Origin of the sequence: Devosia elaeis (assembly GCF_001650025.1) — a bacterium.
GTDB lineage: Bacteria > Pseudomonadota > Alphaproteobacteria > Rhizobiales > Devosiaceae > Devosia > Devosia elaeis.
The window spans coordinates 15136-31698 of sequence record NZ_LVVY01000130.1; the positions used below are offsets into that span (position 1 = coordinate 15136).

28 protein-coding genes are annotated in these 16563 nt (G+C 66.4%); all 28 read left to right on the forward strand.

Annotated elements, in window-relative coordinates:
• Nucleotide 1 precedes the first annotated feature (1 nt).
• The 28 genes from A3840_RS19500 to A3840_RS17320 all read left to right on the forward strand — a co-directional run bounded on the left by A3840_RS19500 (nucleotide 2) and on the right by A3840_RS17320 (nucleotide 16459).
• A complete protein-coding gene (locus A3840_RS19500) occupies nucleotides 2-577 on the forward strand; it encodes a hypothetical protein (RefSeq protein ID WP_131798364.1) in 576 nt (191 codons plus the stop codon).
• Complete coding sequence (locus A3840_RS17205; RefSeq protein ID WP_067459806.1) at nucleotides 574-1053, forward strand: hypothetical protein; 480 nt, start codon at nucleotides 574-576, stop codon at nucleotides 1051-1053. The genes A3840_RS19500 and A3840_RS17205 overlap by 4 nt, the downstream gene beginning before the upstream one ends.
• Nucleotides 1050-3014 (forward strand): transposase domain-containing protein, encoded by a 1965-nt coding sequence (locus A3840_RS17210; RefSeq protein ID WP_082903995.1) that lies wholly within the window; start codon nucleotides 1050-1052, stop codon nucleotides 3012-3014. The genes A3840_RS17205 and A3840_RS17210 overlap by 4 nt, the downstream gene beginning before the upstream one ends.
• Before the next feature lie 77 nt (nucleotides 3015-3091).
• Nucleotides 3092-4084, forward strand: a complete 993-nt coding sequence (locus tag A3840_RS17215; RefSeq protein ID WP_082903996.1) for an AAA family ATPase — start codon at nucleotides 3092-3094, stop codon at nucleotides 4082-4084.
• Nucleotides 4085-4089: 5 nt separating this feature from the next.
• A complete protein-coding gene (locus A3840_RS19770; RefSeq protein WP_165603210.1) occupies nucleotides 4090-4353 on the forward strand; it encodes a hypothetical protein in 264 nt (87 codons plus the stop codon).
• Entirely contained in the window at nucleotides 4350-5066 is a 717-nt protein-coding gene (locus A3840_RS17225) for a helix-turn-helix domain-containing protein (protein ID WP_067459815.1), read from the forward strand. The genes A3840_RS19770 and A3840_RS17225 overlap by 4 nt, the downstream gene beginning before the upstream one ends.
• Nucleotides 5053-5724, forward strand: a complete 672-nt coding sequence (locus A3840_RS17230; protein WP_245676658.1) for a DUF3164 family protein — start codon at nucleotides 5053-5055, stop codon at nucleotides 5722-5724. Before A3840_RS17225 ends, A3840_RS17230 begins: the two co-directional genes overlap by 14 nt.
• A complete protein-coding gene (locus tag A3840_RS17235) occupies nucleotides 5724-5993 on the forward strand; it encodes a hypothetical protein (protein WP_067459818.1) in 270 nt (89 codons plus the stop codon). Before A3840_RS17230 ends, A3840_RS17235 begins: the two co-directional genes overlap by 1 nt.
• Nucleotides 5994-6007: 14 nt before the next feature.
• A complete protein-coding gene (locus tag A3840_RS17240) occupies nucleotides 6008-7132 on the forward strand; it encodes a hypothetical protein (protein WP_067459821.1) in 1125 nt (374 codons plus the stop codon).
• A gap of 129 nt (nucleotides 7133-7261) precedes the next feature.
• Nucleotides 7262-7567 carry a hypothetical protein gene (locus A3840_RS17245; protein WP_165603211.1) on the forward strand — a complete coding sequence of 102 codons (306 nt, stop codon included), beginning with the start codon at nucleotides 7262-7264 and terminating at the stop codon, nucleotides 7565-7567.
• Entirely contained in the window at nucleotides 7564-7788 is a 225-nt protein-coding gene (locus tag A3840_RS17250) for a hypothetical protein (RefSeq protein ID WP_067459824.1), read from the forward strand. The genes A3840_RS17245 and A3840_RS17250 overlap by 4 nt, the downstream gene beginning before the upstream one ends.
• On the forward strand, nucleotides 7785-8219 hold the full coding sequence (locus A3840_RS17255) for a regulatory protein GemA (protein ID WP_067459827.1): 435 nt from the start codon (nucleotides 7785-7787) through the stop codon (nucleotides 8217-8219). Before A3840_RS17250 ends, A3840_RS17255 begins: the two co-directional genes overlap by 4 nt.
• Complete coding sequence (locus tag A3840_RS19775; RefSeq protein WP_165603212.1) at nucleotides 8216-8395, forward strand: hypothetical protein; 180 nt, start codon at nucleotides 8216-8218, stop codon at nucleotides 8393-8395. Before A3840_RS17255 ends, A3840_RS19775 begins: the two co-directional genes overlap by 4 nt.
• Nucleotides 8385-8573 carry a hypothetical protein gene (locus A3840_RS17260; RefSeq protein ID WP_067459830.1) on the forward strand — a complete coding sequence of 63 codons (189 nt, stop codon included), beginning with the start codon at nucleotides 8385-8387 and terminating at the stop codon, nucleotides 8571-8573. The genes A3840_RS19775 and A3840_RS17260 overlap by 11 nt, the downstream gene beginning before the upstream one ends.
• Nucleotides 8573-8821, forward strand: coding sequence for a hypothetical protein (locus A3840_RS17265; protein ID WP_067459833.1), 249 nt, complete (start codon nucleotides 8573-8575; stop codon nucleotides 8819-8821). Before A3840_RS17260 ends, A3840_RS17265 begins: the two co-directional genes overlap by 1 nt.
• Nucleotides 8814-9209, forward strand: coding sequence for a helix-turn-helix domain-containing protein (locus A3840_RS17270; protein WP_067459836.1), 396 nt, complete (start codon nucleotides 8814-8816; stop codon nucleotides 9207-9209). The genes A3840_RS17265 and A3840_RS17270 overlap by 8 nt, the downstream gene beginning before the upstream one ends.
• Before the next feature lie 131 nt (nucleotides 9210-9340).
• On the forward strand, nucleotides 9341-10081 hold the full coding sequence (locus A3840_RS17275; protein WP_067459839.1) for a peptidoglycan recognition protein family protein: 741 nt from the start codon (nucleotides 9341-9343) through the stop codon (nucleotides 10079-10081).
• A 16-nt stretch (nucleotides 10082-10097) separates the two neighbouring features.
• Nucleotides 10098-10556: a hypothetical protein gene (locus tag A3840_RS17280; protein ID WP_067459842.1), complete on the forward strand. Its 459-nt coding sequence runs from the start codon at nucleotides 10098-10100 to the stop codon at nucleotides 10554-10556.
• On the forward strand, nucleotides 10553-10744 hold the full coding sequence (locus A3840_RS19505; RefSeq protein ID WP_131798365.1) for a hypothetical protein: 192 nt from the start codon (nucleotides 10553-10555) through the stop codon (nucleotides 10742-10744). The genes A3840_RS17280 and A3840_RS19505 overlap by 4 nt, the downstream gene beginning before the upstream one ends.
• Nucleotide 10745: 1 nt before the next feature.
• Nucleotides 10746-10901, forward strand: a complete 156-nt coding sequence (locus A3840_RS17285) for a hypothetical protein (RefSeq protein WP_205633406.1) — start codon at nucleotides 10746-10748, stop codon at nucleotides 10899-10901.
• A gap of 10 nt (nucleotides 10902-10911) precedes the next feature.
• The gene (locus A3840_RS19780) at nucleotides 10912-11049 is read left to right on the forward strand and encodes a hypothetical protein (RefSeq protein WP_165603213.1); all 138 of its coding nucleotides are present in this window, start codon (nucleotides 10912-10914) and stop codon (nucleotides 11047-11049) included.
• Nucleotides 11046-11375, forward strand: coding sequence for a DUF2730 family protein (locus A3840_RS17290; RefSeq protein WP_067459848.1), 330 nt, complete (start codon nucleotides 11046-11048; stop codon nucleotides 11373-11375). The genes A3840_RS19780 and A3840_RS17290 overlap by 4 nt, the downstream gene beginning before the upstream one ends.
• Entirely contained in the window at nucleotides 11372-11674 is a 303-nt protein-coding gene (locus tag A3840_RS17295) for a VpaChn25_0724 family phage protein (RefSeq protein ID WP_067459851.1), read from the forward strand. The genes A3840_RS17290 and A3840_RS17295 overlap by 4 nt, the downstream gene beginning before the upstream one ends.
• Nucleotides 11675-11679: 5 nt before the next feature.
• Nucleotides 11680-12231, forward strand: coding sequence for a phage protein Gp27 family protein (locus A3840_RS17300; protein WP_067459854.1), 552 nt, complete (start codon nucleotides 11680-11682; stop codon nucleotides 12229-12231).
• A complete protein-coding gene (locus A3840_RS17305; protein ID WP_067459857.1) occupies nucleotides 12228-13595 on the forward strand; it encodes a terminase large subunit domain-containing protein in 1368 nt (455 codons plus the stop codon). Before A3840_RS17300 ends, A3840_RS17305 begins: the two co-directional genes overlap by 4 nt.
• Nucleotides 13589-15148 carry a DUF935 domain-containing protein gene (locus A3840_RS17310; protein WP_067459860.1) on the forward strand — a complete coding sequence of 520 codons (1560 nt, stop codon included), beginning with the start codon at nucleotides 13589-13591 and terminating at the stop codon, nucleotides 15146-15148. The genes A3840_RS17305 and A3840_RS17310 overlap by 7 nt, the downstream gene beginning before the upstream one ends.
• Nucleotides 15126-16244 (forward strand): phage head morphogenesis protein, encoded by a 1119-nt coding sequence (locus tag A3840_RS17315; RefSeq protein ID WP_067459863.1) that lies wholly within the window; start codon nucleotides 15126-15128, stop codon nucleotides 16242-16244. The genes A3840_RS17310 and A3840_RS17315 overlap by 23 nt, the downstream gene beginning before the upstream one ends.
• Entirely contained in the window at nucleotides 16241-16459 is a 219-nt protein-coding gene (locus A3840_RS17320) for a hypothetical protein (RefSeq protein ID WP_067459865.1), read from the forward strand. Before A3840_RS17315 ends, A3840_RS17320 begins: the two co-directional genes overlap by 4 nt.
• The last annotated feature ends 104 nt before the right edge of the window (nucleotides 16460-16563 follow it).

Sequence of the window (16563 nt, forward strand, 5' to 3'; positions counted from 1 at the left end):
CATGACGCGCGCGACCCCGATCAGCGACACCCTTTTCCCGCCGGCCGAGCAGATCATCGCCATGGCGACCGACGCCGAGCGCGCCGGCCTGATCCTGCGCCTGCCCGACGCGATCGTTCACGAGAAGATCGCCGAGCTTTGTGAGGCGTGCGTGGCGGTCGGATTTACGGTCGGTGCAGCGTTCCTGACGGCTCGCGCCGCATCATTCAGTTCAGCGCGCAGGATCGATGGTGGCCTGGCGCTCGATGTCATGGCGCATCTGGAAGATTTGCGCCACGCGATGATGGTGATCGCATTTGCGTGCGCCATCAGTCCGCAAAAGGTCTCCTCCCCAACTGGCCGGACAAACCGTGCTTCGCGCGCGGCGCGTCCGGCCGCTTCTTTTTCGGGGGGGGGGGGCATGACTGATCTTTCCATGAAGAAAATCGGCAAAACCGCCGGTCGTATCGAGGATCGCGCCGAGCTTATCGGCGAGTTCGAGTTTCCGATCGAGATGACCGAGGTCGGGCCGCAGTTCGTCATCCCCGGATGCGAGCGGCCGACCGACGCCGATGCAACCGATGGTGGCAAGGCATGAGTGGCCGCAAAAGCTATCGCAACCGCGATGACCGGCAGATGTCGTTCGATGAATATTTCGTGGTTCCGACGCCGACCGAGGTCCGTCCCGGATCGATCGCCGGTCTCGACCAAGAGCTGCGCCAGGCGTTGAGCCGCAGCCTCAAGGGTCAATCGCTTTCCCGATACGAGGTCGCCGCCAAGATGAGCGAGATGCTCGGCGACGACATCTCCAAGAACATGCTCGACGCCTATACGGCCGAGAGCCGCGAGACGCATCAGATTTCGGTGGTGCGGCTGGTCGCCATGATCCTTGCGACCAAGGATTACGACCTGCTCGCCATGATCGCCGAGAAGGTCGGGTGCCGGCTCCTGGTGGGCGAGGAGGCGATCGGTGCCGAGATCGGCTTCATCGATCAGGAGATCGAGGAGCTGCGCAACCGGCGCAACCAGCTCAAGCGCATGTCTCCGGTCACGATCAAGCGGGGGCGCACATGATGGAGTGGCGCACCGCAGCCGAGTGGGCCGAGCTGGGCCTGCCCGATTTGCCATCGACCCCCAGCGCGCTGATCCGCCGCGCCGCCCGCGAGGGCTGGCAGCGCCGCGATCGCGCCGGCCGTGGCGGCGGCTTCGAATACCACTTTTCCAGCCTGCCCGACAAAGCGCGCGCAGCCTATATCCTGCGCAGCGCCCCGAAGAAGCCGGTGCGCGGCAAGGGTTACGACCAGGACGGATTGTGGGCGCGCTTCGAGCGGCTCACCGATGCTCACCACCAGGAGGCCAATCGCCGCCTCAAGGCCCTGGAGGCGGTCGCCGATCTGACGGCGGCCGGCCTCAAGAAGCTCACGGCTATCGCTCATGTTGCGAGCCAGGCGGAGGTCAACCCGGCCACGATCCGGCGCTGGTTCGCCATGGTGAAGGGGATCGAGCGGCAGGACTGGCTCGCCGCCCTTGCCCCGAGATACGCCGGAAACACGGAAGCCAAGGCCGAGTGCGATCCGCGCGCCTGGGACTGGTATGCCGGTCACTATCTGACCCGCCGCCAGCCATCCCATGCCGACACCTATCGCCGCCTGCAAGAAGTCGCGGCGGTTGAGGGCTGGACGATCCCGTCCGAGCGCACGATGGCGCGGCGGATCGAGACCGATGTGGACCGGCTGACCCTTACCCTGATGCGCGAGGGCGAGGAGGCCATGGCCGCCCTGTTCCCGCGCCAGCAGCGGGACGCTACCGTGTTCGCCGCTGGCGAGGCGGTCAATGGCGACGGCTTGAAATTCGATCGGCTCTGGGTCCGCTTCCCCGATGGCGAGATCATCAACACCGCTACGGCATGGCTCTATCAGGACCTGCGTACCCGCAAAATCCTCGCATGGCGTCTGGGAAAGACGGAAAACACGGACCTGTTCCGGCTCGCCACCTATGACCTGACCGGCGTCTGCGCGCCCCAGTTCGTATGGCTCGACAACACCCGCGTTGCCGCCAACAAGACGATGACGGCGGGCGCGCCCGGCCGCCATCGCTTCAAGGACAAGGACTTCGACGGGCTGGGCCTTCTGCCGGCCCTGGGGATGACGCCGAAGTGGACCAATCCCGACAGGGTGACAGGCACGCCCGGCGCAAAGCCGATCGAGCGCGCCTTCGGCATCGGCGGCATCCACGAGAAGGTCGCCACGCATCCCGCCTTTATCGAGCGCGGCTACAGCAAGGCCACCGCGATCGACGCGGAAGAATTGCGGGCGGTGCTCGATCAGGAGATCGCCCGCCATAACAGCCAGAAGGGCCGCCAGACAGAAGCCTGTCGGGGCCTGTTGAGCTTCGATGAGGCGTGGGAAGAGGCAACCCGCTCGATCGTCTTCCGCAAGTTCTCGCAGCGCCAGCGCAACATGCTGCTGATGGTGCGCGAGGTGGTCCGCGTCGATCAGACCGGCATGGTGTCGATCAAGGCCGGCCAAAGCACCCATGGCCGCAACCGTTACTGGAGCGAGGCCAGCGCGCGGCTTTCGGGCAAGCGCATCGTGGCGCATTTCGATCCCGACAATCTGCACGCTGGTATCTTCATCTATTCGCTGGCCGGCGACTATCTGTGCCAGGCCGAGCACCGCCCGAGCGTTGCCTTCAACGACACCACGACGAGCCGCGAGCTGAAGAAGTTCCGCGAGCAGGCGGCCAAGGCGGCCAAGCGGGAAGCGGCCGCCGTGTCGCGCATGAGCGCCCTGGAGCGCGCTGCCCTTTACGAAAACGCCACCAAGCCCGCGCCGGACGATCCCGCGCCATCGGTCGATCACAAGGTGATCGCCGCGCACTGGGCCAAGCCCTTCGATCCGCAGAGCGAGGCCAAGCGCACCGGCACCGATGATGTGCCGTTCGATCTGCCGGAAGACCGGGATGATGAGCTTACCGAGCGCTTCTCGGCCAACGTGCGCGCGCTGCACCAGAAGTTTCTCAAGGAGCAGCTTTAGGGCGGCCCCTTGGAAAAGCGGCCGGCGGCGATAGTACCGCCAACCGGCCATCCCCTGAACGAAAGGAGACCCAATAAATGACCGAAGAAACCAACATTGTCCATATCGAGCGTCCGGTGCCCACCGAAAGCGACATGGACACGCTGGTGAGCGTCCCGACCGATGCTCGCGAGCGCATGCGTGAGGCGATGCGCCAGGCCGGCCTTTCGCAGGCCGCCGCCGCCCGCGAGATCAGCATCTCACCTTCGGCCCTCAACCAGTGGCTCCAGGGCAAATACGCCGGCTCGAACGAGGAGATCGAGGGTAAGGTCGAAAACTGGCTCTCGGCGCGCGGCCGAAAAGATGATGTCGCGGGCGCATTGCCGGCCATTCCGACATTCTTTCGCTCGCCGTCGAGCCTGAAAATCATCGACACCCTCGCCTATGGCCAGATGGCCGGCGATATCGTCTGCATCTATGGCGGTCCCGGCGTTGGCAAGACGGTCAGCCTGCGCCAGTACCGTGACACGAACCCGTCTGTCTGGATCGCCACCATGGCACCGGACAGCGCCCCGGTGGTCCCCGCGCTTGAGGAGGTCGCCGAGGCGGTCGGCATCAGGGATGCAGCCGGCGGCGCGCGCAAGATCGCTCGCGCCATCCGCCGCCGCGTCGAGGGCACGCGGGGCCTGCTCATCATTGATGAGGCCCAGCACCTTTCGGTCGCCGCGCTTGAGCAGATGCGCTCGATCCACGACGCCACCGGCATCGGCCTCGCCCTTGTCGGTAACGAGGCAGTCTATGCCCGTCTCACCGGCGGCACCCGCGCCAGCCATTTCGCCCAGCTCTTCTCCCGCATCGGATCGCGCCTGTTCATCTCGCGCCCGACGATCGGCGACGTGCGGGCGCTGGCGGCCGCCTGGAATGTCAAAGGCAAGGCCGAGCTGGACCTGCTCCAGCAGATCGCCAGCAAGCCCGGCGCGCTGCGCGGGGTCAGCAAGGTGCTTGCCTATGCCGCAATGAGCGGCGGCGGTGCCGAGATCACGGTCTCGGCCCTTCGCCATGCCTGGTCAAACCTCGGCGCACAGGAGTGAACGCCATGCTCGCCAACGAAATCCGCACCCTCATTTCGCAGGTCAACGGGCTGATGCTGACGCGCAGCCTCAACAACACCAATCTGCGCCTGGCCGGCGCATCCCTGCTCGACATCGCCGATCGGGTCGAGTGCCTGGAGCGCGCCATTGTCCCGGCCACGCACCGCATCCCCGAGCGCTCGATCCAGGGCGACAAGGTGGTGCGGCTCGACCAGCATCGCCGCGCCCGCCCGCACGCGGTCCCGGCCGACAATGGAGCGCCGGCATGAGACCCGCGCCCCTGACCGTTCGCTCGATCGCCAAGGCGGTGAGCGAATATTACCGCATCGACTGGAACGACCTCGCCTCGCCGCGCCGGACATCGAACATCGTCCGCGCCCGGCAGGTCCTGATCTTCCTTGCCCGCGAGCACACCACGCTCTCGCTGCCCCAGATCGGCCGCCGCGTTGGCGGCCGGGATCACACCACCGTCCTGCATTCGTGCCGCAAGATCGGCCACCTGCGCGATGTCGATCCCGAGATGCGCCAGGAGCTGCGCGATATCGAGGAGATCATCTACGAGCAGGCCGAGGAAAACGCGCACTACCAGGTCGCGCCGGACCCCGACACCGATCCTTTCGAGATCGCCGATCGCATCATGAGTGAGCCGCAGGACGATTGGCGGCTGACCGCCTCCGAGCTGCGCACGCTCGCCGAGGCCGTCATCATGCGCAAGCCGATCGATGAGCCGGACCCAGACCCGGTTCCGCTGCCCACGCCGGAGCCGGTCGAGGTCAAGCCGACCCTGCCGGTCCCGGCACCTGCGGCCCAGCCGATCCGGCCTCTCGTCCCGACGCCCATCGCCAGCGTGCTCAAGGCATTCCGCAACCTTGAAAACGCCCGCTTCACGCCCCGCGAGCGCGGCGAGCGAGAGGCGTTTGAGCGCGCTTTAAACACCCTTTCAAACCACCTGAACACGGAGAGCAATCATGTCAGGCACTGAAACGATCGCCGCCATGGAGGCGGATAACTACGCCCAGACCGGCCAGATCGAGCTGATGGGCGACCAGTACATGAAGGATGCGGGCGGCCGCCTCGTCCCCGTCGAAGTGGTCAAGCCCGAGCACCGTCTCGAAGATCAGACCGTGCGCAAGATGATCGGCTATGCCGAGGAGCTGTCCGCGCGCATCGCCCGGTTTCGCGGCCACACATTCGATGACATCGCCAGCACCCTCGACCTCATGGCCGAGAAGTACGGCACCAAAAAGGGTGGCACCAAGGGCAACGTCACGCTCACCAGCTATGACGGCCTGCTCAAGGTCACCGTCCAGGTGCAGGAGCAGCTGACCTTCGGGCCGGAATTGCAGATCGCCAAGAACCTGGTCGATCAGTGCATCGGCTCCTGGGCCGAGGGCGCGAACGATAAAATCCGGGCGCTGGTCGAGCACGCCTTCCAGGTGGACAAGGAGGGCCGGATCAACCGCGCCGCGCTCTTCCAGCTGCGCCGCCTCAACATTGATGATGCCGACTGGAAGGCCGCCATGGAGGCGCTGGGCGATGCCATCCGCGTCATCGGCTCCAAGGAATATGTGCGCTTCTACCGCCGCCCGGATGCCCGCGCCCGGTGGGAGCCAATCACCATCGATCTAGCGGCCGCGTGATGATTTCCCCGCGCGCCTATGAGCTGCACGCCCAGCTCGGCCTCCTGCTGTCCGGCGCGCGGCTCGGCGACAGCGTTCATGCGGCCACCCTGACGCTTGCCGGCATGGCCATCGTTGCCGCCGACACGCCCGAGGAAGCCGAAATCTTCTTGCGCAAGGTCGCCGCCGATGCCGCCCGCGTGGTGGCCAGCAATTGGGCGATGAAGCCGACCATCGACGCCCAGGTCGCGGCGGCCACCGCCGCCGCCAATTCTGAAAAACCCAACTGAACAGGAGAACGGACATGCTTACGAACGAAATGCAGATGCGTGCCGAGCTGCTCGGCAAGGTCCTTGAAACCGGCGTCCCGCCGATGGAGGCGCTCGACCATGCGCGCCAGCTCTGGGACTTCATCGACTGCGGCAACAATGTGATTGAGGAGTGCGGCGTCTGCTCGGCCGACAACGTGATCGGCGTGATGCTCTCCATGGACGGCAGCTGGCAGCGCTTCGACGGCAGCGGCCGTGAGCTGGACTGGCTCGACTTTGATCGCCACCCGATCTATTCGCGCATCCGCCCCGTCGAGCAGGACGGCCAGGCCATGGTGGAAATCCCCGCCTTCTATGTCCGGGTCGATCATGATGGCGGCCTTCTGACCTGGGCGGTGTCCGATCAGCCGATGGGCGGCTTTATCTTGCACCCGGCCTTCCGTCGCCCGGACGGCACCGAGGCCAGCGCCATTCGCATCGGGGCCTATGCCGCCGCGCGCCGCGACGGGAACGCGGCGGTGGCCGCCGGCCTCAAACCGTGGACCTCGATCAACTTCACCTCCGCGCAGGAGCAATGCCTGGCGCTGGGGCCGGGCTGGCGCATGTGGTCGATCTACGACCTCTCGGCCATCCAGATTTTGATGATGATCGAGAAGGGTGGCGCGGACATGCAGACCCTGATCGCGCGCGGCAATGTCGATGGCGGCGGCCCGCTCGGCGGCGGCGAGAGCAGCGCCAGTTGGCGCGGCCTGCATGAGCTTTGGGGCAATGTCTGGCAGATGGTCGATGGCCTCACCATCGCGGGCGACGAGACGATCAATGTCTGGAGCACCGAGCGGCCGGGTAGCGGCGAGTGGGTCTCGACGGGCGTCAAGTATGGCCCCGGCAGCGATGACGGCTTCCCGACGAGCTTCCATGTCGAGGCCGGCGACGGCTTCGACCTTTCGCTCCTGTTCCTGCCCAGCGCGGTGACCGACGACAGCGACGACGCGGTGATCCCGGACTGGACCTGGGGTCATTGGGGCGACGGCGAAACCGTCCCTTATTGTGGGGGCGACTGGAACAGCGGCGTCAATGCCGGGGCGTTCGCTCTGAACCTCGGGAACGGGCGGTCGGACGTGAGCACGAATGTCGGCTTCCGGCCCGCTTTCGTCATCTGAAATCTGCGCTCCTGCAATCAGGCGGCCCGCCGGAAGGCGGGCTGTCACCCCGGCGAAACCGCGAAGGCGGTCTGCGGATACGGGCAACCCGCACTGATGAGCCAGCCCAGCGAGAGAGGAGAGTTTGCCATGCAACGGCAGATGCAGTTCTCTGATGTATATCCCGCCGCGCGCGACACCGAGACCAGCCGCGCGGCCGCCGCGTCCGTCGCACCCAGCGCGGCCCGCGTGCGCTCCATGGTGATGAACGCCATCCGCGCCTCGGCCCATGATGGTCTCACAGCCGACGAGGTGGCCGGCCGCATCGGCATGTCGATCCTCACCGTCCGGCCTCGGGTGTCCGAGCTGGGCAAGGCCGGCGCGATCGTGGACGCCGGCATCCGTCGCCCCAACCAGTCCGGCCGCCGCGCCATCGTCTGGAGGGCGCGGGCATGAAGAAGGTCTCGATCGGTGCCCAGATCATGGAGGTCGAGTACGAGCTGGCCATGCGCCGCTCCGTCTACCAGCGCCAGGTCAGCACCGGAAAGATGAAGCGCGCCGAGGCGACGCTTCACACCGAGCAGATGGAGGCGGTGCTCGCCACCCTCAAATTCGTTCGCGACAACGAGGATGACTTCCGCGCCTTCATGGCGGCAAAGCGGGAGGTTGCAGCATGAGCCAGTCCATAAAGGCGATCCATGTCTGCCGCCGCCAGGTGGTCGGGCTGGAGGATGAGGCCGTCTGGCGCGACTTCCTTGAGAACGTCTCCGGCTCCCGATCCGTCAAGGAGATGAGCGAGCGCCAGCGCGAGGAGGTGATCGCCGAGCTGCGCAAGCGCGGCGCGAAGGCGGCCCGGCCGTTCCGCAAGTCCGACAAGCCGCACGTCCGCAAGGTCTTCGCGATCTGGGGCGATATGTGCCGCGAAGGCATCCCCGACAAGGCGAACCGGGACGGCCTCCGCGCCTTCGTCGCTCGGGTCACCCGGCGCGATGACCGACCGGATGGTGTCGGCGATCCCGAATGGCTCGACCCCGCCGATGCGCGGATGGTCACCGAGGCCCTCAAATCGTGGCGCGGCCGCGAGATGGCAAAGAGAAAGGCAGGATGATGAGCGAAGTTGCGGAGCTGAATATCGAGGTTTCATCCGGTGCCGATCACGTCGCCATGAGTGTCCGCTCGGGCGGCGTCGCCATCCAGGTGGTGATGACGCTGGAGACGGCCGGCGCTCTGGCCGAGGTCCTCGCCCGCGCCGCCAGCGGGCAGGAGGTGGACGATGAAGAGTGATCTTGTCGATATCGACGTTCAAATCCATGCGCGCACCGAGCGGGCGATCCTCGTTTCGGATGATGGCGAGCGCGAGGGCGCCGTCTGGCTTCCGCTCGCCGTCGAGGTGGCGGCCCAGGGCAAGCATCATGTCGTGACGATGCCGGAATGGCTGGCCGTGGACCGGGGGCTGATCTGATGGCCCGCCGCAAGAACAGGTCCTGGCGCGTCAAGATCGACAAGGCCGGCCTCGCCCGCCTCGGTAGCGCGCTTGTCCACGACCACGACGACATGATGGCGCGTGGATATGTCATGTGCGGCTCGTCCGGCCTCTGGCGGACCCGGCGCGGCACCTTCACGGCCCGGCTTGCCTATCGGTGCAGCGATCGCACCGTGAGCATCGTGCATACCATTCGCGGCATCCAGCTGGGGGCCGGCGATGTCTGACGATCCGGTCCTGGACGAGCTGGACGATCTGCCTCCGACCCTTCGGCGCATTGCCGAGGTGGCCGGGATGACGGCGGCCGTCCAGCTTGCCCATGACCATGGAGGCACCGAAATCTATATCCGCAAGAAACTCGACGGCGACCATATCCTCGTGCGCTCGGTCGGGATGCGCGCCGCCGCCCTGATCCTCGACGCCCTCGGCGCTGGGGCGCTTGAGGTTCCGCTGGGGCCGAGCTGCTATGGCCGCCAGCTCTCCCGTTCGATCGCTGCGCGTCTCGCGGCCGGTCATTCCGAAAGCCAGATCGCCCGCGCCCTCGGTTGCCATATCCGCACCGTGCGCCGCCACCGCGCCAACCTACCGACATCGCAGCTCGACCTGTTCGAGTGATCTTGCGCGGCCGCGCTTTTCCGTACATCGTAAGCAAGGATTGCCGGAACCCCGGAACGCTGTCCGGGTGTGAGCTGGCCGCCGCATTGGGCACGCTGATTTGCGAATGAGTGCAAATCGAGCCGGGACCAATGACCACCATCGAAATCCAGAGACAGCTCGCTGCCCTCGGCTTTGATCCGGGACCGATCGACGGCATCATGGGGCCGCGCACCCGCGCCGCCATCCGCGCCTTCCAGACCTCTCGCCGCCTACTCGTGGACGGGATCGTCGGGCCGCAGACGCGCGCCGCCTTCGCTGCCACCGCGCCCGCACCCTCGACGCCATCCGCGCCATCCTCGTCTCCGGCCGCTTCGATCGTGCCGGCGGCCTGGATGCCGCGCGCCGCCATGCGCCGGGTGCATCTGCACTGGACGGCGGGCGCGTACAACGCCAACGGCCTCGACCAGAACGCCTATCACCTCCTGATCGACGGGACGCCGAAGCTGGTTCGCGGCAAGTGGCCGATCAGCGCCAACGTCACCTGTCCGCGCGGGGCCTATGCCGCCCATACGCTCAACGCCAACACCGGCGCGATCGGCATCTCGATCTGCTGCATGGGCGGGCCGGGTGTGACGATGGCGAACCACGGCAAATATCCGATGAAGCGCGAGCAGTGGGAGATGGCTGTCCAGGCCATCGCCGAGCTTTGCCGCTTCTATTCCATCCCCGTCACCGACAAGACGGTGCTGACCCACGCCGAGGTGCAGCCGAACCTCGGCATCCGCCAGAACGGCAAGTGGGACATCGCCACCCTGTCCTTCGACCGCTCTTTCGACACCGCGCGCAAGGTGGGTGACCGCCTGCGCCGCGAGGTCGCCGCCCGCCTTTGAACCGGAGAAACCACCGATGCCCCTCAAGCTGCCTTTCGCCCTGATGATCCTGATCGTGGCGATCCTCGCGTTCCTTGCCTTCTCGCCGACCCTGGCCCTGGCGGCCGACAGCACCGTGTCGCTCGCCCCGGCCGTCGATCTGGTCGGGCCTTATATCGTCTCGATCCTGGCGGCACTCTTTGCTGCCTTACTCGGCTGGCTGTCCAAGCGGCTCAATGACTGGCTCGGTTTCGAGATCGACGGGCGCAGCCGCGAGGCCCTCCATAGCGCCGCCGTCACCGGCCTCGACCATGCAATCGCCCTTCTGCGATCGCGCGGCGAGGAGGTGAAGTTCGATGTCCGCGCGCCCGTTGTCGCCGAGGCCGTCGATTGGGTGCTGACCAAGGGTGCGCCCGGCGCGGTCCAGCGCTTCAACCTCACGCCGGCCGATGTCGAGGCGATCGTCACGGCCAAGCTCAACCAGGTCCTCAAATGATCGAGGGCATCGTCGCCTTCCTGGTCGGCCTGCTGGCCCGGATCGCGCAGGATTTCATCACCGATTATCGCCGCGCACGGGCCGACGAATGGCAAGGGGAAGTCAATGACAGGATGCTTGAGGCCGGGACCGATCGCCCTCGTGATCGTGGCGAGCTTGTTGGCCGGATGCGCGACGGGACCTTCTAGCGTGGCGTGCGTTCCGGTGGCGGCCTATCCCGCCACCTTCCTCGATCGCGCCGCCGATGAGGTCGAGCACCTGCCCGATGGCAGTGCGGTCGAGCAGATGCTGGCCGACTACCAGGTGATGCGCGCCCAGGCGCGCGCCTGCGCGGCCAGCCGATAAGGAGTGCGGGATGCACGATCGATACTATAAAGAGCGGCGGCGCTGGCTGGTCATCAACTGGTGCCTTGCCGTGCTCATCATTACAGCGGTCATTGCGCTGATCGCCCTCGACGCCAGTCTCGCGCCGGTCGCAGGAGGCAGGTCATGACGCTTGTCGATATCATTCTGCCGTACCTGCCGCTGCTCAACGTGGTCATCATTCCGGTGGCCGGGTATCTCCTCCAAACCTTCAAGCGCGATCTGGTGTCCAAGGAGGAAATGAGCGCGCACACCAATCGCCTCGCGGCGCTGGAGCGACGTACCGACCTGATCGATCGCGACCTCAAGCACCTGCCTGACCAGAACGACCTGTCCAGGCTCAAGGAGGCGATCGCCGCGCTGGCCGGCGACAGCAAGGCCCAGACCCAGCAGCTCCGGGCGGTATCCACCTCGCTCTCGCGGATCGAGGACTATTTGTTGAAGGCTGGAAAATGAGCTTCAAGGATTTCGTTACCGAGGACCGGCGTCTTTTCATCCTGCGCCTGCTCGCCGATATCGGCGGCAGTGCCAACGAGAGTGTCGTCTATGACGGATGCCGGGCGGCCGGCCACCGGCGCGGCGTCACCCGCGACGTGGTGCGGGCCGATCTGGAATGGCTGCGCACGCGCCACCTGGTCATCTTCGAGTGGTACGAAGATACGGTCCTGGTCGCGGTCCTGACCTCGCGCGGCGCTGATGTCGCCAGTGGCGATGTCGAGGTCGAGGGTGTCAAACGCCCGACTTCCTTCCGGTGACCGGCATGGGTCGCCAGTCTTCCATCCGCCGCCTTCCCGCCGAGGTCCGCGAACTGATCGGCGATCTGCGCGAGCGCGGCCGCACGATCGATGAGGTGCTCGACAAGCTGCGCGAGCTGGACGTTGAGGTCTCGCGCTCGGCGCTCGGCCGTCACGTCAAGCAGCTCGACGCGATCGGCGCGGAGATCAGGCGGTCCCGCACCATCGCCGAGGCGCTTGTCCGACGCTATGGCGAGGCCCCGGAAAGCCGCACGGCACGGCTCAACATCGAGCTGATGCACGCCTTCATCAACAAGCTGATGATTTCCGAGGATGGCGAGATCGTCTCGCTCGACGCCAAGGAGGCCATGTTCGTGGCCACCGCGCTCCAGAAGCTCGCCCAGGCGTCCAAGCAGGACCTCGACCGCGAGGCGGTGCTGCGCCAGGAGTTCGCCCAGAAGATCGACCGCAAGCTTGCCGAGGCCGAGGCCGAGCTGGCCGATGGCGAAGCCGGCAGCGCCGATCCCAAGGCGGTGCTGCGCCGTATCCGCGAAGACGTGTATGGGATTTTCTCATGAACGGCCCCGCTGTCCCGCTGCACGGCTTCCAGCGCCGGTGGTTCCTTGATCGGTCTCGCTTCAAGATCGGTATGTTCGCCCGCCAGACCGGCAAGACCTTCACCACCACGCTGGAGATCGTGGACGATTGCTTCGAGGCGTTCACGCTGAACCAGCGCCGCCGCTGGGTGATCCTTTCGCGTGGCGAGCGCCAGGCCAAAGAGGCGATGGACGAGGGTGTGAAGGTCCACGCAAAGGCATATCAAATGGCCTTTGAAGAAAATGAGTACGAGGTCGAGGGGTCGGGTGACGTGCGTTACAAGGCGCTGGAGGTCACCCTGCCGGGTGGCTCGCGCATCACGGCGCTGCCCGCCAATCCTGATACGGCGCGCGGCTTTTCCGCCTCGGTGTTTCTCGATGAGTTCGCCTTCCACCATGACAGCCGGGCGATCTGGAAGGCGCTCTTTCCGGTCATCTCGGCCGGCCATCGCATCCGCGTGGTCTCAACGCCGAACGGCAAGGGCAACAAGTTCTACGAGCTGATGACGGCCGACGACGCCGAGGCGTGGTCGCGTCACATTGTCGATATCCACCAGGCCGTCGCCGATGGCCTTCCGCGCGACATAGATGAGCTGCGCGCCGGTATAGCCGACGAGGATGCCTGGGCGCAGGAATACGAGTTGCAGTGGCTGGACGAGGCCAGTTCCTGGCTTCCATACGATCTGATCCTCGGCGTCGAGAGCGAGATGGCCGGCGACCCCGATGGCTATCAGGGCGGGCCGTGCTTCATCGGCAATGACATCGCCCGGCGCAATGACCTCTGGGTCGCCTGGGTCTGGGAGCAGGTCGGCGACACCTTCTGGGCGCGCGAGATCGTGACGCTCAAGAACGCCAGCTTCTCCGAGCAGGAAGATCGCCTGAACGAGCTGATGGTCCGCTACAATCCGGTGCGGCTTGTCATGGATCAGACCGGCATGGGCGAGAAGCCAGTCGAGGATGCGCAGCGCCGCTATGGCGATCTGCGCGTCGAGGGTGTCATCATGACGCCGGCCCGCCAGCTCGACATGGCCACCAACGCCAAGCAGCTATTCGAGGACAAGCGGGTCCGCATCCCGGCCGGCGACCCGGTGCTGCGCGCGGACCTGCACAAGCTCAAGAAGACGGTCGGGCCGACCGGCCATCCGCGCCTTGTCGCCGATCGGGACGCCGCCGGCCACGCCGACCGGACCTGGGCGGCGTTCATGGGCCTGGCGGGCGCGTCCGATGGCGTCATCGAATACGGCTACCAGCCCGCGCCGAGGCTGCGAAAGCTGTCCGGGTACGGCGAGGACGATGATCGCGCCATGCAGGTCGGGCCGAGGTTTGGAAGAAGGGGTGCATGGTAATGGCGCAGCTGCTCGATCAGTGGGGCCGGCCGGTCCAGCTCAACAAGCTCCGCGAGGAACAGGCCGCGCCGTCCCTCGCCAGCGTCCGCCAGGTTGTCGGCGGCCATCCCGCCCAGGGCCTGACGCCGGCCAGGCTCACCGGCCTCCTGCGCGATGCCGAGCAGGGTGACGCGATCGCCTATCTGGAGCTGGCCGAGGAGATGGAGGAAAAGGACCTCCATTATCTCTCGGTGCTCGGCACCCGCAAGCGCGCCGTCGCCCAGCTCGAAATCACCGTCGAGAGCGCCTCGGACGATAAGGTCGATGTCGATAATGCCGACCTCGTGCGCGACTGGCTGCGCCGCGAGGAGCTTGAGGACGAGCTGTTCGATATCCTCGACGCGATCGGCAAGGGCTTCTCGGTGACCGAGATCATCTGGGAAACCTCGGCCAGGCAATGGTGGCCGGCGCTGCTCAAGCGGCGCGACCAGCGGTGGTTCGAGTTCGACCGCGAGGATGGCGAGACGCTCTATCTGCGCGGCCCTGGCGAGCTGGAGGCGCTCCGGCCGTTCAAGTATATCCAGCATGTCAGCAAGGCGAAGTCCGGCATTCCGATCCGGGGTGGCATCGCGCGCGCGGCCGCCTGGGCGTACCTGTTCAAGAATTACGACCTCAAGGATTGGGTGACCTATATCGAGGTCCATGGTCAGCCGTTGCGCGTCGGCAAATACCATACGGGCGCGACCGAGGCCGACAAGGAAGTGCTCCTGCGCGCCGTCGCCAATATCGGCTCGGACGCCGCCGCCATCATCCCGCAGAACATGCTGATCGAGTTTGTCGAGGCGGCCAAGCAGGGCGGCGCGACCGACCTATATGAAAAGCTCGCCGACTGGCTCGATCGCCAGGTGTCCAAGGCCGTTCTCGGCCAGACGCTGACCACCGAGGTCTCGTCCGGTTCGCTGGCGGCCGCCAAGGTCCATGAGGACGTGCGCCGCGACATCATGCGATCGGACGCCCGCCAGTTGGCCGCCACCATCAACCGCGATCTGGTCAGGCCCCTGATCGACCTCAATCGGGGGCCGCAGGAAAACTATCCCCGCATCGTCATCGGCCTGCCGTCCAACATCGACATGAAGCAATATGCCGAGGCGGTGGGTCAGTTGGTCGATCGCGGCATGAAGGTCGAGCAGTCCGTGGTGCGCGACAAGCTGGGCCTGCCAGAGCCGGAACCCGATGCCGACCTGCTGACGCCGCCGGGACAGGCTGCGCCCGAGGCGCTGCCCTCATTCCATTCCGCCCGGCCGGCGCGGGTCGCCCGTCACTCGGCCGACCAGATCGACCGCCTGGTCGATGAGGTGTCCGGTGAATGGGAGGAGGTCATCGGCCCGATGGTCGCGCCGGTGCGCGAACTTCTGGCCGACGCCGGCTCGCTTGAAGAGGCGCGCGATCGCCTGGCCGAGCTGATCGCCACCATGGACACCTCGGCCCTTGAGGACGTGCTGTTGCGTGCCGGCTTCCCGGCGCGCCTGGCAGGCAGGCTGGAGGTTGAACTTGGCAGACGAAATCGAACTTGAGCCGCTCGCGCCCCAGGAGGCGATCGACGCCTTCCGCCGCAAGGGCCATGCGATCACCTTCTCCTGGCAGGACATGGAGCGCGACGAACACTCGCGCGACTTCACAGTCGCCAAGGTGGCGAGCCTCGATATCCTGGCCGACATTCGCGCGGCCATGGACGCGGCGATCGCCGAGGGCACCACGCTGCGCGAGTTCGAGCGCCAGCTCACGCCGCTGTTGCAGGAAAAGGGATGGTGGGGCCGCGACGTGATGACGGACCCGCTGACCGGCGAGGCGCGCGAGGTGCAGCTGGGCAGTCCGCGCCGGCTCCAGATCATCTACGACACCAATCTGCGCATGTCCTATGCCGCCGGGCGCTGGGAGCGGATCGAGGGCGTGGCGGCCGCGCGCCCCTGGCTGCGCTATGTGGCGATCCTTGACGATCGCACCCGCGACCAGCACCGCGACTGGCACAACACCGTGCTGCGCTGGGATGATCCGTGGTGGGATCAGCACGCGCCGCCCAATGGATGGAATTGCCGCTGCACCGTCCAGCAGCTCGGCGACCGCGACCTGGAGCGCATGGGGCTTTCGCCCAGCTCGCCGCCCTCGTCGCCGCCGCGCACCTGGGTGAACAACCGAACCGGCGAAGTGCGCCAGGTGCCGGGCGGCGTCGATCCGGGCTTCGATTACAATGTCGGCCGCGCGAACATGGCGCACATGCTCGATGTCGCCACCGGCAAGCTCGACCTGACCGACGACGATCTGGCCCGCGCCACGATCCAGGCGATGGTGGCCGGCCGATCCTTCTCCAGCTTCCTGCGCTCGCCCGGTACCGGGGCCGGGCATCCGGTCGCCACTGGCGCGGTGCGGGTCGGCGGCACGCGGCCGACCGTGGTGTTGCCGGCCGAGACCGTGCGCCGCCAGGCGGCCGATGGCACACTGCCGCAGGCGGCCGACTGGATGCGCGTGCAGGCGATGATCGACGCCGGCCAGGCCAGCGCCCAGGGCAATGTCCGCCACATCACGCTTGAGGGCGAGCCATATGTGATGGAGGTCGAGCGCGGCGAAGACGGGCGCATCAAGGTCACCAGCCTGCGCCGGGTCGGGTCATGAGCGAGCGGGTCGAAGATCTATCCCGCCGCCTGGCGGAAGTGACCGATGGCGAGCTGGACGCCTTTCTGGCCTGGCTGGCCCAGCACTGGACCGTCGCCCCGCACGAGGTGACGGCCGCCGAGATGACGCCCGAGCAGATCGAGGGATGGAACCGATGCGTTGACAGCATCCCGGCCGCGATCGCGCTCTGGCTTGAGGACGAAACCCGGCTCTGATCGGCCGATTTTTCCGCAGCTTTCCCAAAATCGCCACAGAGGCCCGCTGGCGGCCGTTGTGTCTTTCTGGCCCTACGATGCCCGGAAAGTTTTTAAACGCTTGT

Coding starts and splice junctions, on each gene's coding strand:
- A3840_RS19500 (WP_131798364.1), top strand. CDS start 2: ATGACGCGCGCGACCCCGATCAGCGACACCCTTTTCCCGCCGGCCGAG.
- A3840_RS17205 (WP_067459806.1), top strand. CDS start 574: ATGAGTGGCCGCAAAAGCTATCGCAACCGCGATGACCGGCAGATGTCG.
- A3840_RS17210 (WP_082903995.1), top strand. CDS start 1,050: ATGATGGAGTGGCGCACCGCAGCCGAGTGGGCCGAGCTGGGCCTGCCC.
- A3840_RS17215 (WP_082903996.1), top strand. CDS start 3,092: ATGACCGAAGAAACCAACATTGTCCATATCGAGCGTCCGGTGCCCACC.
- A3840_RS19770 (WP_165603210.1), top strand. CDS start 4,090: ATGCTCGCCAACGAAATCCGCACCCTCATTTCGCAGGTCAACGGGCTG.
- A3840_RS17225 (WP_067459815.1), top strand. CDS start 4,350: ATGAGACCCGCGCCCCTGACCGTTCGCTCGATCGCCAAGGCGGTGAGC.
- A3840_RS17230 (WP_245676658.1), top strand. CDS start 5,053: ATGTCAGGCACTGAAACGATCGCCGCCATGGAGGCGGATAACTACGCC.
- A3840_RS17235 (WP_067459818.1), top strand. CDS start 5,724: ATGATTTCCCCGCGCGCCTATGAGCTGCACGCCCAGCTCGGCCTCCTG.
- A3840_RS17240 (WP_067459821.1), top strand. CDS start 6,008: ATGCTTACGAACGAAATGCAGATGCGTGCCGAGCTGCTCGGCAAGGTC.
- A3840_RS17245 (WP_165603211.1), top strand. CDS start 7,262: ATGCAACGGCAGATGCAGTTCTCTGATGTATATCCCGCCGCGCGCGAC.
- A3840_RS17250 (WP_067459824.1), top strand. CDS start 7,564: ATGAAGAAGGTCTCGATCGGTGCCCAGATCATGGAGGTCGAGTACGAG.
- A3840_RS17255 (WP_067459827.1), top strand. CDS start 7,785: ATGAGCCAGTCCATAAAGGCGATCCATGTCTGCCGCCGCCAGGTGGTC.
- A3840_RS19775 (WP_165603212.1), top strand. CDS start 8,216: ATGATGAGCGAAGTTGCGGAGCTGAATATCGAGGTTTCATCCGGTGCC.
- A3840_RS17260 (WP_067459830.1), top strand. CDS start 8,385: ATGAAGAGTGATCTTGTCGATATCGACGTTCAAATCCATGCGCGCACC.
- A3840_RS17265 (WP_067459833.1), top strand. CDS start 8,573: ATGGCCCGCCGCAAGAACAGGTCCTGGCGCGTCAAGATCGACAAGGCC.
- A3840_RS17270 (WP_067459836.1), top strand. CDS start 8,814: ATGTCTGACGATCCGGTCCTGGACGAGCTGGACGATCTGCCTCCGACC.
- A3840_RS17275 (WP_067459839.1), top strand. CDS start 9,341: ATGACCACCATCGAAATCCAGAGACAGCTCGCTGCCCTCGGCTTTGAT.
- A3840_RS17280 (WP_067459842.1), top strand. CDS start 10,098: ATGCCCCTCAAGCTGCCTTTCGCCCTGATGATCCTGATCGTGGCGATC.
- A3840_RS19505 (WP_131798365.1), top strand. CDS start 10,553: ATGATCGAGGGCATCGTCGCCTTCCTGGTCGGCCTGCTGGCCCGGATC.
- A3840_RS19780 (WP_165603213.1), top strand. CDS start 10,912: ATGCACGATCGATACTATAAAGAGCGGCGGCGCTGGCTGGTCATCAAC.
- A3840_RS17290 (WP_067459848.1), top strand. CDS start 11,046: ATGACGCTTGTCGATATCATTCTGCCGTACCTGCCGCTGCTCAACGTG.
- A3840_RS17295 (WP_067459851.1), top strand. CDS start 11,372: ATGAGCTTCAAGGATTTCGTTACCGAGGACCGGCGTCTTTTCATCCTG.
- A3840_RS17300 (WP_067459854.1), top strand. CDS start 11,680: ATGGGTCGCCAGTCTTCCATCCGCCGCCTTCCCGCCGAGGTCCGCGAA.
- A3840_RS17305 (WP_067459857.1), top strand. CDS start 12,228: ATGAACGGCCCCGCTGTCCCGCTGCACGGCTTCCAGCGCCGGTGGTTC.
- A3840_RS17310 (WP_067459860.1), top strand. CDS start 13,589: ATGGTAATGGCGCAGCTGCTCGATCAGTGGGGCCGGCCGGTCCAGCTC.
- A3840_RS17320 (WP_067459865.1), top strand. CDS start 16,241: ATGAGCGAGCGGGTCGAAGATCTATCCCGCCGCCTGGCGGAAGTGACC.